Raw genomic sequence first — 13,391 nt, forward strand, 5'->3', positions numbered from 1 at the left:
CCGGGCTGCGCGACGCGGTCGTCCTCGTCGAGGCCGGCGCGCGCGCGGCGATCTCGTTCATGAGGCCCGAGAGCGGCAAGAACGCCGTCGAGGACGCCGGCGGCCGGGCCATGGCCCGCTCCGCCATGGTGGTCCTGCACGAGGTCGCCGAGCGCCTCCTCGGCGACGGCGTCGCCCGGCGCGCGGACGTCCTGTGGTGCGAACGCCCCCGCGTCGGCAACGAGCAGCCGCGCCTGCGGCTGGCTCCGCTCGATGTCGCCGGGCCCGTTGCCGCCGGGCTGCTCGCCGGCCGCGCTGCCGTGCTGACCTCGGCCACGCTCACGCTCGGCGGCACGTTCGACTCGCTCGCCCGCGTCCTCGGCCTCACGCTCGACGCCGACCGCCCCTGGCGCGGGCTCGACGTCGGGTCCCCGTTCGACTATCCGAGGCAGGGCATCCTCTACGTCGGCGCCCATCTGCCCCCGCCGGGGCGGGAAGGACCCACCGAGGAGGTCCTGGCCGAGCTCGTCCGGCTGGTGCGGGCGGCCGGCGGGGCCACCCTCGGCCTGTTCTCCTCGCGCCGGGCGGCCGAGTCCGCCGCCGAGCGGTTGCGGGCGGAGGTGGACACCCCCGTGCTCTGCCAGGGTGAGGACCAGCTCCCCACGCTGGTGCGGCGCTTCGCGGCGGACGAGGCGACGTCGCTCATGGGCACCCTCTCGCTCTGGCAGGGCGTCGACGTGCCCGGGCCCACGTGCCGCCTGGTGGTCATCGACCGGATCCCGTTCCCGCGCCCGGACGACCCGGTGAAGTCCGCCCGCGCCGAGGTCGTCGCCGCAGCCGGCGGGAACGGGTTCATGTCCGTGTCGGCGACGCACGCCGCGCTGCTGCTCGCGCAGGGCGCCGGCCGGCTGGTGCGCACCACCACCGACCGCGGCGTGGTGGCCGTGCTCGACCCGCGCCTCGCGTCCGCGCGGTACGGGTCGTTCCTGCTGCGCTCCCTGCCGCCACTGTGGCGCACGAACGACCCGGCGGTCGCGGCCGCAGCGCTCGAACGCCTCGCCGCCGCGGCCCGGGTACCGGTCAGCCCGGCGCCGTAGCCCAGCGGTCCGGCACCGGCCGCGGCGTGGCTCAGAGGCTCCGCAGGACGGTCACCACCCGGCCGAGGACCTGGGCCTCGTCACCGGGGATGGGGGCGAACGCGGCGTTCTGCGGCATCAGCCACACGTGGCCGTCGCGACGCTGGAACGTCTTCACGGTCGCCTCGCCGTCGAGCATCGCGGCGACGATCTCGCCGTTCTCCGCGACGGGCTGGCGCCGGACGACGACCCAGTCGCCGTCACAGATCGCGGCCTCGATCATGGACTGGCCGACCACCTTGAGCAGGAACAGCTCGCCGTCGCCGACGAGCTGGCGCGGGAGCGGGAAGACGTCCTCGACGTGCTGCTCGGCCAGGATCGGGCCGCCCGCGGCGATGCGCCCCACGACGGGCACGTAGGTGGGCTCGCCCGACCGCAGGCCGTCCGCGTCGAACGCGTTCGGCGGCCCCGTCACGCCCACGCGCGGGTCGTCCCGCAGCTCGATGGCCCGGGGCCGGTTCGGGTCGCGGCGCACGTAGCCCTTGCGCTCGAGCACACCGAGCTGGTGCTTGACCGAGGACGGGCTCGTCAGGCCCACGGCCTGCCCGATCTCGCGCATGCTCGGTGGGTAGCCGTGGGCGAGCACGGCCGCCTGGATCGTGCCCAGGATCTTGCGCTGGCGCTCGGTCAGGTCGTTTCCGTCTCCGTCGGGCAGCGTGTCCGGGGCGATCGGCTCTTCGAGGGTGCTCACGGCGGTGGTCCTTCCTCGCGCCCGGCGGGACGGCCGGTGCTCCGGTGACGGCGGATCGTCGGGATCACGCCGATGTCAGTGGGCGGTGGTGTGCTTCGTGACACCAGCCTAGGAGGCAACGGCCGTGATCTCAAACATCTGTTCGACGGTGTGTCGACATCCGAGGCCCGAACCCCTACGCTGTCGTACAGTTGTTCTACGAACACAGGTTCGAGGAGAGATCATGAGTGCACTCGTCGCCCACCCCGCCTGGGAGCCCGCCCGCCCGGTCCGGCTGCCCACCCGCCCACACCGGCGCGCGGGCCTGGAGCTCGTGGGGCCGGGCTTCGTGCCGCGCCGGCCGGTGGCCGTCGAGGCGCCGGCTGCGGTGTCCCACGAGGCTGCGGGCGTCGTCGTTGTGCCGGGGGAGCGGAGCACGGCGACGCCGCTGCGGCTGACGCGCCGCGGCCGGGCGGTGCGCACCGCCGTGGTGCTCGTGGTGGCGACCGCGCTGTCGGTCGGCCTGGGGGTGGCCGCCGGTCTGCGGGTCCCCGCGGGCGTGGCACCCGGGACCGCTGCGGTCACGGTCGAGGCCGGGGACACGCTGTGGGTCCTCGCGGCGGGCGCCGCCGGTGTCGGCGAGGACGTGCGGGACGTCGTCGCCGAGATCGCGGAGCTGAACGCGTTGTCCTCCCACGAGCTCCGCGCGGGCCAGCAGTTGCTGGTGCCGGTGCACTGACCCGGCATGGCGGCGGCAGGTGCGAGAATGTTGACGGCGTGTCCCGGATCCACCGGGCCCGTCGGTGCAGTGAGGAGCCCCGGTTTGTACTGTCCGTTTTGCCGTCACGCGGACTCGCGCGTGATCGACTCCCGTACCGCTGAGGACGGCTCCGCCATCCGACGCCGGCGCCAGTGTCCCGCCTGCGGGCGCCGATTCAGCACGCTGGAGACGGCCAGCCTCACCGTCGTGAAGCGGTCGGGGGCGATCGAGCCCTTCAGTCGGGACAAGGTCGTCGCCGGCGTGCGCAAGGCGTGCCAGGGCAGGCCGGTCTCCGACGACGATCTCGCGCTCCTCGCGCAGCAGGTCGAGGAGACCCTGCGTTCCAGCGGTGCCGCCCAGATCGAGGCGCACGACATCGGCCTGGCGATCCTCGGCCCGCTGCGCGCGCTCGACGAGATCGCCTACCTGCGCTTCGCGAGCGTGTACTCCTCGTTCGGCAGCCTGGAGGACTTCGAGTCCGCCATCGCCGACCTGCGCGCCGGGCGGGCCGGCGAGCTCGTGGGGCCCCAGGGCGACGAGACGGACCGGGACGTCGACCCCGTCCGGACGCCCGACCGCTCGGCTACGCTGGGCACCGTCGAGGCCGACGAGGCCACGACCCGCTGAACGGCCGGTGGTGGCGACGGAGGGGAAGCCGTCGCCGCCACCGGCATCCCGGCTCCGCGCACGTCCCGCGTTCGGCCGGGCCTCCCGCGCGCCGTGGGTGCACCTTCGGGGTCGCCCTCAGGCTCGGTCGTCGTGGTCCTGATGGCCCTTGAGGGGGCTGCGACCCTTCGGCCGGGCCGCCGCGTCACCGATCGCGGACACCGCGGACTGCACGTGCTCCCCGACCTCGAGGAGCTGCTCGCGCACCTTCCGGCGGAGCACCTTGCCCAGCTGGGAGCGGGGCAGCTCCTCCAGCACCGCGATGCGGCGCGGCATGGCGTAGTGCGAGAGCCGTTCCTGCGTCCACCGACGTACCGCCTCCAGGTCCACCTGGGCGCCGGGCTCGAGGATCAGGGCCGCCACGACCGACTCGCCCCGCGAGCCGTCCGGCACGCCGACCACCGCCACGTCGCTCACGCCCGGCATGGACCGGACCGCGTCCTCGACCTGGGAGGGGTAGACGTTGAAGCCGCCCGTGATGATGAGCTCCTTGATGCGGTCCGCGAGCACGACGAAACCGTCCTCGACGCGGCGCACGATGTCGCCCGAGCGCAGCCAGCCGCCGTCGAGCAGCACCTTGGCGGTCTCCTCGGGGCGGCCGTAGTAGCCGGCGAAGACCTGCGGTCCCCGGATCAGCAGCTCACCGGTCTCGCCCGGCGACACCTCGACGGCCGGGTTCTCCGGATCCACCACGCGGATCTCGGTCGAGGGGAACGGCAGGCCGAGCGTGCCGGGCCGGCGGTGCTCGTTGAAGGGGTTCCCCAGCACGACCGGGGAGGCCTCGCTCATCCCGTAGCCCTCGATGATCAGGCCGCCGGTGACCGCCTCCCACCGTGCCGCCACCGCCGGGTCCAGCGCCATGGCACCGGAGATCGCATAGCGCACCGAGGTCAGGTCCGTCCCCCGCTCCTGGGCAGCGCGCGCGAGCCGGTCGAACATCGGTGGGACGCCGGGGAAGAACGTCCCCGGCATGCGGCGCATGGCCGCCAGCACCATGTCCACGTCGAACTTCGGCAGCACCACCTGCGTGGCACCCATCCGCACGGCGATCGTCAGCGACAGGGTCAGGCCGAAGGCGTGGAAGAACGGCAGGACCGCGTAGAACGTCTCGGCGCCGTGGCGCAGCCCCCCCACCCACGCCTCGCCCTGGGCGGCGTTGGCCATGAGGTTCAGGTGGGTCAGCGCCACCGCCTTGGGCACCCCGGTCGTGCCGCCGGTGTGGATGAGCACCGCGAGGTCGGTGACGTCGGGGTACGGGAACGTGGCGGGCAGCGCGGGAGCGGCGGCCAGCTCCTTGTCCCAGCTCCGGACCCCCGGCGGCACCGGTCCGCGCAGCGCGGCCCGCTGCCGGCGCGCGGCGGGCAGCGGCACCGAGAGGAGGACCCGCGAGCGTCGCGGCAGCGCGGCGGTCAGGTCGACGGCGAAGACCGTGCGGCCGCCCAGGTCCCCGCCGGGGACGACGCGGTCGAGGGCGTTCTCCCACGCGAGGACCACCAGGGCACCGTGCGCGGCGAGCTGGTGCTGGATCTCCGCCGGCGGCGCGAGCGGGTTGTGCTCCGCCACCACCGCGCCGAGCCGGAGGACGGCGTAGAACGCCACGACGTGCTGGGGGCAGTTCGGCAGCACGAGTGCGACCCGGTCACCCGGGCGGACGCCGGCCGCGGCCAGCAGCGCGGCCGCTCGCCCCCCGGCCGCGCCGAGCTCACGGTAGGTGGTTCTCGCGCCGAGGAACTCCAGCGCGACCCGGTCGCCGTAACGCCCGACGGCCGCGTCGAGCAGCGTCGGGATGGGCTCCGTGGGCAGGTCGACCTCCCGGACGACGCCGGTGAGCGGGTCGACGTCGTCCGGTGCCTCACCGCGGTCACCGGGCGGGTCGGTGGGCGTGGGTGCGGTCATGTCGCCGCCTTCCTGCGTCATGGGCGCGTCAGCGGGCCGAGGAGCGTGAGGCCCAGATGTTGATGCCGGCGTCGACCGCGTGCTGGTCGATGGCGGCCAGCTCGGCGTCGCTGAACGCGAGGTCGTCCAGGGCCGCCACCGAGCTCTCCAGCTGCGCCACGCTGGACGCCCCGACCAGGGCCGTCGTCACGCGGGGGTCACGCAGCACCCACGCGATGGCCATCTGGGCCAGGGTCTGGCCCCGCGCCGCGGCGAGGTCGTCGAGGGCGCGCACGTGGGCCAGCGTGGTGTCGTTGAGGAACTCCTGGCGCAGCGAGCCGCCGCGGGCCGCGCGGGAGTCAGCGGGGATACCGTCCAGGTACTTGTCGGTGAGCATGCCCTGCGCCAGCGGGGAGAACACGACCGTGCCCAGACCGGTCTCGCCGATGACGTCGAGCAGGCTGGGGTCCCCCTCCTCGATCCAGCGGTTCAGCAGCGAGTAGGACGGCTGGTGCACGAGGATGTCCAGCCCGATCTCCTGGGCGACCGCCAGGGCCTCCCGGGTGCGCTCGGCGGAGTAGGAGGAGATGCCCGCGTACAGCGCCCGGCCGGAGTCCACCGCCGTCTTGAGCGCGCCCATGGTCTCGCGCACCGGCGTCGTGGTGTCCACGCGGTGGGAGTAGAAGATATCCACGTAGTCCAGGCCCATCCGCTCCAGGGACTGGTCCAGCGAGGCCAGCAGGTACTTCCGGGAGCCGCCGTCCCCGTACGGACCGGGCCACATCTCGTACCCGGCCTTCGTGGAGATGACCAGCTCGTCGCGCAGGCCCGCGAGGTCCTCGACGAGCAGCCGGCCGAACGACTTCTCGGCGGACCCGGGCGGCGGGCCGTAGTTGTTCGCCAGGTCGATGTGCGTGATCCCGAGGTCGACGGCGCGCAGCACGATGTCGCGCTGGGTGGCGTATGGGGTCGGCTCGCCGAAGTTCTGCCAGAGCCCCAGGGCGATGGCGGGAAGGTCGAGGCCGCTGCGTCCGCAGCGGCGGTAGGTCATGGACGAGTAGCGTTCGGGGCGGGGAGCATACATACCCCGACCGTACTGCTCCGTCGGCTCAGTCCTCGACCTCGGGCCGCCGCATGACGCGCAGGCGCACCGTGTCCTCCATCTGGCGCACGGCCTCCACGGCCTCGACCGGCAGCTCGGAGCTGATGTCGGTCACCACGTAGCCGATCTCGCCATGCGTGCCGAGGATCTGGCCCTCGATGTTCGCGCCGTGCTCGGCGAACGTCTGGTTGACCAGCGCCAGCACCCCGGGGGTGTTGCGGTGCACGAACGCGATCCGGTAGCGGGCGGCGTCGGACGCCGCGAGCGTCAGCCGCGGCAGATTCACGGAGAGATCGGTGGAGCCGCTGCGGATGTACCGGCCCAGCTTGCCGGAGACGAACAGGCCGATGTTCTCCTGCGCCTCCTGCGTGGAACCGCCCACGTGCGGGGTGAGGATGACGTTGGGCAGGCCACGCAGCGCCGAGTCGAACGGGTCGCCGCTCTTCCGGGGCTCCTCGGGGAAGACGTCCACGGCCGCCCCGGAGATCGAGCCGTCCAGGATGCGGGTGCGCAGCGTGGCGTAGTCGACCAGGAAACCGCGCGAGAGGTTCAGGAACGCCGCACCGTGCTTCATCTGGGCGAACTGCTCGGGGCCGAACATGCCCGCGTTGCCCTCGCGCCCGTCCACGTGGAGGGTGACGACGTCCGCGGCGGCGAGGAGCTCGGGCAGGGAGGTCATGCGGTGGGCGTTGCCCAGCGCGAGCTTCTCGGCCGTGTCGTAGAAGATCACGCGCATGCCCAGGGCCTCGGCGACGACGGAGAGCTGGGTCCCGATGTTGCCGTAGCCGACGATGCCGAGCGTGCGGCCGCGGACCTCGTGCGAGCCGGCCGCGGTCTTGTCCCACACCCCCTCGTGCAGCGACTTGTCGCGCACGGTGAGCCGCCTGGTGAGGGCGATGATCTCGGCGACGGCGAGCTCGACCACGGACCGGGTGTTGGAGAACGGCGCGTTGAAGACGGCGACGCCGCGCCGGGCGGCGGCGCGCAGGTCGATCTGGTTCGTCCCGATGCAGAAGGCGCCGATCGCGAGGAGCTGCGGATGCGCGGCGAGGACGCGCTCGGTGATGTGCGTCGTCGACCGGATGCCGACGAGCTCGATGCCGTCGAGCGCCGCGATCAGCTCTCCCTCGTCCAGGGCGCGCGGCGTCCGGACGATCTCGTAGCCGGCCGCGGTCAACGCCGCGTCGGCATTCGGGTGGGGGTTCTCCAGGAGCAGTGCGCGGGCCACCTGCCCATCGTCCGCCCGTCTCGTCATGCGGAGCAAATCTGTCCAGGGTGTGGATCGGTCACGGGAAGCCGACCGGGAGCGGTCTCGCGTGCACCACGTGCAGGCGGCGGGTGGGTCGCGTCATCGCCACGTACAGGTCGCCGGGGCCGGCCTCGAGCACCGCCGCCGGTTCGAGGAGGACGACGACGTCGAACTCGAGGCCCTTCGCCGCGAACGGATCGAGCACGGCGACGCGGGCGCCGAGCGGGTCGGACTCGCCCGAGGTCAGGGCGCCCGCCAGGTCCGCCGCCGCGGCGAGCGCACCGAGCATCTCGAGGTCCCGCCCGGTGGGCACCAGGACCCCGACGCGGCCGGCGCCGGGACCGTCGGAGAGGTCCAGCGCGGCGAGCTCGTCGCGGACCACCCGGACGGTCGCGTCGACGAGCCCCGCCGCGTCGGCGGCGGTGGTCAGGAGCGCGCCCGGCAGGTCCCGCGCGGACCGCACCGGGTAGGAGGGTGCCGCGTCCAGCGCCGCCATGACGGCGGTGGCGGTGTCCATCACCGTGGCCGGCGTGCGGTAGGAGATCGTCAGCACCGTCTCGCGGACGTGCCGGCCGGTGCCACGGCCCAGGAGCTGCTCCCACGACCTGGCCGGCCGGTGCCCGCTGCGCTGGGCCAGATCGCCCACGACGGTCATCGATCGGCTCGGGTTGCGGCGCTGCAAGGCCCGCCAAGCCATCGGGCTGAGCTCCTGCGCCTCGTCGACGACGACGTGGCCGTACGTCCACGTGCGGTCCGCCACGGCCCGTTCCGACGTCGTCAGGCGCGGCCCGCTCGCCTGGAACCGGGCCGCCAGCATCTCGGCGGTGACCATTCCCATCCCGAGGTCCTGCGAGGCGATCGCGTCGCGGGCGTAGCGCAGCTCCGCGGCGGACTGGATCTCGGCCTCGGCGCGGGTACGGGCCCCCTCGGCCTGCTCGTGCGGGCCGAGCAGCTCGGCGAGCTCGTCGAGCAGCGGCACGTCGGCCACCGTCCACGATGCGCCCGGTGCGCGCCGCAGGAGCGCCCGGTCGGCCGGTGACATGCCGCCGGCGTACCGGACGAGCAGCTCGGGCCGGGCGTAGAGCTTCTCGAGGAGGCCGTGCGGCGTCGTCGGCATCCAGCACAGGTTCACCGCCACCCGGACGTCGCGCGCGCCGCGCACGTCCTGGAGGAGGTAGGCCCGCTCCTCGGGGTCATCCATGCCTCGGGTGCCCGCGTACTCGCGGACCAGATGGTCGAGCACCGTGAGTGCGAAGGTCTCGCGGGCCTGGTTGTGCGGCAGCCCGGTCCGCCGGGCACGCGCCATGGCGGAGCGGACATGATCGGGCCGCAGGTGCACCGTCGTACCCTCCACCTGGAGCTCCTGGACCTGGTCGGGGACCCGCTGGAGCCCCTTGACGGCCCGGGCGAGCACCTGCACCATCGAGCTGCGGCCCTTCACGGTGGCCACCGCGGGGGGCTCCTCCGCCGTCGCGCTGGTGCCCGGCAGCAGGTCCGCCATCGTCGTCGCCACCACGTCGGACTCGCCGAGCGAGGGCAGCACCTGCTCGATGTAGCGCAGGAAGACGCGGGAGGGCCCCACCAGCAGCACGCCCGAGCGCTGCAGGCGGTCGCGGTGCGCGTAGAGCAGATAGGCGGCACGGTGCAGCGCGACGGCCGTCTTGCCCGTCCCGGGACCGCCCTGGACCACCAGCACGCCGTCGAGCGGGGAACGGATCACCGCGTCCTGCTCGCCCTGGATGGTGGCGACGATGTCGCTCATCCGACCGTCGCGGGCGGCGGACATCGCCGCGAACAACGCGCCCTCGCCGGTGAGCCCCGCCGCGACCGACTCCTCGATGTGCTCGCCGTCGAGCAGCTCGTCCTCCACGCCCACCACGGCGCGGCTCCGAGTCATGAGGTGGCGCCGGCGCACCACGTGCCCGGGGTGGGCGGCGGTCGCCTGGTAGAACGGACGGGCGCTCGGCGCCCGCCAGTCCACGAGCAGCTGGTCGTGCGCCGCGTCGGACAGGCCGATGCGGCCCACGTACAGCGGCTCCCTGCCGCCGCGCAGGTCGAGGCGGCCGAAGACCAGCCGGTTCTCCACGTGGTCGAGGCGCGCGACGGCGTCGGTGTAGTGGGCGGCGAAGGCATCACGCTCCGAGCGGTTCTGCGGGGAACCGGACGGGCCCTCCCGGCGCACGGAGGCGAGTTGGTCGGCGTAGGACGTGCGCAGCTCGTCGAGCCGCGCGTACACCGTGTCGACGTAGTCCTGCTCGTCCGAGACGGCGGACCGGACGGCGGGTGGCGCCGCCGTGGCTGTCCTTGGGGGGGGCGTGGCCGGACCTGGCACTCGTGCTCCTGCTCTCGGGGACTGCTGCTCGCGCTCTGGGGGCTTGCTGCCGGCACGTTCGCGGACTGGTGCTCGCGGCGTCGCCGGACGGCGCGAGCATCTATTATCCGTCAATCGGCGCTTTGATGCAGGCCCCTTCGACGAGGCGTCTCGACGGGCGGCCTCCGTGGCGTGCGTCACGGATGCCGTGGAATGCCCGGGCCGCCCCCGCGGTTGATGCCAGTAGAAGTGGTGGGACCACCACCGGTGGTCGATGAGAGAGGAGCGCCGGACATGCGCGATCCAAGGGATCTGTACTCCGTGAACCGGGAGGCGCTCGCCGCCGTCCCGGCGCCCGTTCCCGTCATGATCCACGCCCTGCGGGGAGCCATGGACGCCGGCCACGCGGGCATGCTCGTCGCCCAGCACCTGCTCGACTCGCTGCCCGCGCAGCGCATCGCCACCTTCGACCCCGACGAGCTGATCGACTACCGGGCCCGCCGCCCTCCGATGGAGTTCGAGGACTGGCGATTCACCGACTACGAGGAGCCCGTGGTCGCGCTCGACCTCCTGCGCGACGACGAGGGCACGCCGCTGCTGCTCCTGCACGGCCCGGAGCCGGACCTGCGGTGGGAGGCCTTCACCCAGGCCGTCGTCGACCTCGTCGAGGATCTGGGCGTCCAGCGCACGATCGGGGTCCAGGGCATCCCGATGGCGGTGCCGCACACTCGACCGGTGACGATCACCTCGCACGCCACGCGTGACGGCCTGGTCGACCCCCGGCGACACATGATGGGGACCGTCCAGATCCCGGGCAGCGTCACCGGTCTGATCGAGCTGCGGCTCGGCCGGGCAGGGCACGACGCCCTCGGCTTCGCCGCGAACGTCCCGCACTACCTCGCCCAGTCCGAGTACCCCCAGGCCGCCGCCGAGCTGGTCCGCCAGCTCTCCGGCAACACCGGCCTCGCGCTGCCGGTGGGCGAGCTCGAGGCGGCCGCGGCGTCGACGGCGCTCCAGATCGAGGCGCAGGTCTCGGCGTTGAGCGAGGTCGGGGCCGTCGTGCACGCCCTCGAGCAGCAGTACGACGCCTTCATGGCGGCTCGCGCCATGCCCGGGCAGACCACCCTGACGAGCGAGCCCGACCAGCTGCCGACCGCCGAGGAGATCGGCGCCGAGCTCGAGGCCTTCCTCGCCGAGCAGGAGGGCGGGGCCGGCACGCCGCAGCTCTGACCCGGCCGACCTCAGCACCAGCCCGGCCCTGGCGCGGATGACACCGACCACGCCGGCGTCGGCTCGTTCGACTGTGTCGTCGAGGACCTGAACCGACCCCCACCGGGTCCTCACGGCCGCATTCGAGCCCCCAGCGTGCGCCGGCCGGAGCACTGCCACAATGGCCGGCGTGTCCCCGTTCAACGAGCCGGCCCCGCCGCGCACCGCGTTCCTGGTCTGGGGTGCGGCGCTCGCGGCCTACGTCGTCGCGGTCACGGGCCGGACGTCGCTCGGGGTCGCCGGACTGCAGGCCGTGGCGCAGTTCGAGATCAGCGCCGCGACGCTGTCGCTCTTCTCCGTGGTCCAGCTCGCCGTCTACGCCGCAGCGCAGATCCCGGTGGGACTGCTGCTCGACAGGTACGGGTCCCGCACGATCATCGCCGTCGGTGCGGTGATCCTCGCCGCCGGTCAGCTCACCCTCGCCCTTGTGGACACGCTGCCGATGGCGCTCGTGGCCCGGGTCCTGGTCGGCATGGGGGACGCCACCGCGTTCGTCTCGGTGATCCGGCTCGTCCCGGCCTGGTTCCCGTCGCGCCGGGTCCCGCTCCTCACCCAGCTGACCGGCATCATCGGGTCCGCCGGCCAGATCGTCTCCGCCGTCCCGTTCCTGGCCCTGCTCGTCGGCTCCGGCTGGACCGTCGCGTTCGCCTCCCTCGCCGGCGTCGGCATGCTCATGGCCGCGCTCGTCGCGATCGTCGTCCGGGACCGGCCGGCGGGCCGGGAGCCGACGGGGGCCCCCGGTACGCCGCGCCCCACCGGCACCGGCGCGGTCCCTGACCCCGCGGGCGCCCGGGACGCCGAGCACCCGGTCGGCACCCGGGACGCCGCGGTCCAGCCGGTGGGCACCGGGGCCGAGATCCCGCACGCGCCGGTGCCCACGCCGCGGGCGAAGAAGTCCACCCTGCGAGAGGTCGCCGGCGAGCCCGGCACCTGGCTGGGCTTCTTCACCCACTTCGTCTGCCTCTTCCCGACCAACACCTTCACCCTCCTGTGGGGCGTGCCGTTCCTCACCGCCGGGCAGGGCGCGAGCCCACGGACCGTCAGCGCGCTGCTCACTCTCAGCGCCCTCGTGGGCATCGTCACCGGGCCGGTGGCCGGCGAGCTGCAGGCCCGCCACCCCCTGCGCCGGTCCTGGCTCGTGGTCGGCGCCGTCGTCTTCGCCGTCGCCGCCTGGACGGCCGTCCTGATCCCCGACACCCCACGGCCGACGTGGCAGCTCGTGGTGCTGATCGTCGCGCTCACCACCTCTGCCACGGCGTCGAACGTGGGGTTCGACTTCGCGCGCACCTCCGTGCCACCCGCGCGGCTCGGCACCGCCACCGGAATGGTCAACGTCGGGGGCTTCGTCGCATCGCTCGTAGCGATCTTCCTCGTCGGGCTGGTCCTCGACATCGTCCGGCCGAGCGGTGCGTACGTGCTCGACGACTTCCGGGCGGCCTTCGCCACGCAGGGGGTCGTGTGGCTCGTCGGGATCGTCGGGTTCTTCCTGGCCCGCCGCGCCACCCGGCGGCGCATGGCCGAGCACGGCGTGTTCGTGCCGTCGGTACGCAAGATCGTCGCCCAGATGCGGGCCCGGCGCCGGGACATCGACTGACGCCGCGCAGCGCCGCGTGCCACCAGCGACGGCTACCGCTCGCTCGAGGGGACGCAGCGGCTCGAGTTCGAGGTCACCCACGGCGCCGAGGGCCCCGCGGGCGGTGAACGTCCGGGCGCTCCGCGCGCTGCCGACCGACTCCGTTCCGCCGACCGACTCCGTTCCGCCGAGCGTGCCCGCGCCCGGGCCGGCGGGCCCGCATGCCCCGATGGCCGGCTTCAGCCCTCGCCGGCCGCCCGTTCGTCGGGCGGCGCCGCCGGGTCGTGCTCGGCAGGGACGCCGCCGCGGAAGTTCGCCACCTCGACGCCGTGCAGGGCACGCACCGGCAGGGGGAGCCGGAGCAGGGCCCGGGCGACCTCCGCGGCGGGCATCGGCTCGGCCGAGGCCGCGAGCACCAGGTTGCCGTAACGGCGCCCTCGCAGGATCGCGGGATCGACGATGACGAGGACGTGCTCGAACACCTCGCTCAGCGTGGCGACCTCCGCGCGTGCCTCTCGCAGCGGCGGGTGGTCGGCGAGGTTGACGAGGTAGAGCCCGCCCGGGGCGAGCGTGCGGTGCACGTCCCGGGCGGCCTCGACCGTACGCACGTGCGCGGGCACCCGGCCGGCCGAGAAGACGTCCCGCACCACGACCTCCCACGCACCGGGCGCCGCGGCCGCCACGACGGCCCGAGCGTCCCCGGTGCGGATCCGCAGGCGGGGCGCCCGCGGGAGGTCGAACCACTCGCGGACCAGCCGCGTCAGCTCGGCGTCGAGCGCGGCACGGAGCGGGGGGGTGCCG

Annotated in this window: 11 protein-coding genes; 5 read left to right on the top strand and 6 right to left on the bottom strand. The window is 74.0% G+C overall.

Annotation, left to right across the window (positions count from 1 at the left end):
• Positions 1-1,076: ATP-dependent DNA helicase (locus ACYC1Z_RS10720; RefSeq protein ID WP_461409514.1), on the top strand; the 1,076-nt coding region annotated here is incomplete at its 5' end.
• 31 nt (positions 1,077-1,107) lie between these two features.
• Here ACYC1Z_RS10720 and lexA read toward each other — a convergent pair.
• Positions 1,108-1,806 (bottom strand): transcriptional repressor LexA, encoded by a 699-nt coding sequence (gene lexA, locus ACYC1Z_RS10725; protein ID WP_461409515.1) that lies wholly within the window; start codon positions 1,804-1,806, stop codon positions 1,108-1,110.
• A gap of 223 nt (positions 1,807-2,029) precedes the next feature.
• On the opposite strand from lexA, the gene ACYC1Z_RS10730 reads away from it, so the two are divergent.
• Positions 2,030-2,524 carry a LysM peptidoglycan-binding domain-containing protein gene (locus ACYC1Z_RS10730; protein ID WP_461409516.1) on the top strand — a complete coding sequence of 165 codons (495 nt, stop codon included), beginning with the start codon at positions 2,030-2,032 and terminating at the stop codon, positions 2,522-2,524.
• A gap of 84 nt (positions 2,525-2,608) precedes the next feature.
• Positions 2,609-3,172, top strand: a complete 564-nt coding sequence (gene nrdR / locus ACYC1Z_RS10735) for a transcriptional regulator NrdR (protein ID WP_461409517.1) — start codon at positions 2,609-2,611, stop codon at positions 3,170-3,172.
• A gap of 117 nt (positions 3,173-3,289) precedes the next feature.
• Here the strand turns inward: nrdR and ACYC1Z_RS10740 are convergent, their stop codons facing one another.
• Genes ACYC1Z_RS10740 through ACYC1Z_RS10755 form a run of 4 tightly spaced genes read right to left on the bottom strand, consistent with a single transcriptional unit; the run spans position 3,290 to position 9,769 of the window.
• Positions 3,290-5,107, bottom strand: a complete 1,818-nt coding sequence (locus ACYC1Z_RS10740; protein WP_461409518.1) for an AMP-binding protein — start codon at positions 5,105-5,107, stop codon at positions 3,290-3,292.
• A 28-nt stretch (positions 5,108-5,135) separates the two neighbouring features.
• Entirely contained in the window at positions 5,136-6,170 is a 1,035-nt protein-coding gene (gene mgrA, locus ACYC1Z_RS10745) for an L-glyceraldehyde 3-phosphate reductase (protein WP_461409519.1), read from the bottom strand.
• A 25-nt stretch (positions 6,171-6,195) separates the two neighbouring features.
• Complete coding sequence (gene serA / locus ACYC1Z_RS10750) at positions 6,196-7,416, bottom strand: phosphoglycerate dehydrogenase (protein WP_461409524.1); 1,221 nt, start codon at positions 7,414-7,416, stop codon at positions 6,196-6,198.
• A 58-nt stretch (positions 7,417-7,474) separates the two neighbouring features.
• Entirely contained in the window at positions 7,475-9,769 is a 2,295-nt protein-coding gene (locus tag ACYC1Z_RS10755; RefSeq protein ID WP_461409520.1) for a HelD family protein, read from the bottom strand.
• Between the two features lie 273 nt (positions 9,770-10,042).
• Between ACYC1Z_RS10755 and ACYC1Z_RS10760 the strand changes: the two genes are divergently transcribed.
• Together ACYC1Z_RS10760 and ACYC1Z_RS10765 are read left to right on the top strand one after the other, a co-directional pair.
• Positions 10,043-10,978 (top strand): PAC2 family protein, encoded by a 936-nt coding sequence (locus tag ACYC1Z_RS10760; RefSeq protein WP_461409521.1) that lies wholly within the window; start codon positions 10,043-10,045, stop codon positions 10,976-10,978.
• A 169-nt stretch (positions 10,979-11,147) separates the two neighbouring features.
• Positions 11,148-12,611, top strand: a complete 1,464-nt coding sequence (locus ACYC1Z_RS10765; protein ID WP_461409522.1) for an MFS transporter — start codon at positions 11,148-11,150, stop codon at positions 12,609-12,611.
• A gap of 218 nt (positions 12,612-12,829) precedes the next feature.
• On the opposite strand, the gene ACYC1Z_RS10770 is transcribed toward ACYC1Z_RS10765, so the two are convergent.
• Positions 12,830-13,391: spermidine synthase (locus tag ACYC1Z_RS10770; protein ID WP_461409523.1), on the bottom strand; the 562-nt coding region annotated here is incomplete at its 5' end.

It is taken from the genome of Georgenia sp., assembly GCF_054605595.1.

Excerpts from the sequence above, each read along its gene's own strand:
- ACYC1Z_RS10730 (WP_461409516.1), top strand. The coding sequence starts at position 2,030 with ATGAGTGCACTCGTCGCCCACCCCGCCTGGGAGCCCGCCCGCCCGGTC.
- ACYC1Z_RS10740 (WP_461409518.1), bottom strand. The coding sequence starts at position 5,107 with ATGACCGCACCCACGCCCACCGACCCGCCCGGTGACCGCGGTGAGGCA.
- mgrA (WP_461409519.1), bottom strand. The coding sequence starts at position 6,170 with ATGTATGCTCCCCGCCCCGAACGCTACTCGTCCATGACCTACCGCCGC.
- ACYC1Z_RS10760 (WP_461409521.1), top strand. The coding sequence starts at position 10,043 with ATGCGCGATCCAAGGGATCTGTACTCCGTGAACCGGGAGGCGCTCGCC.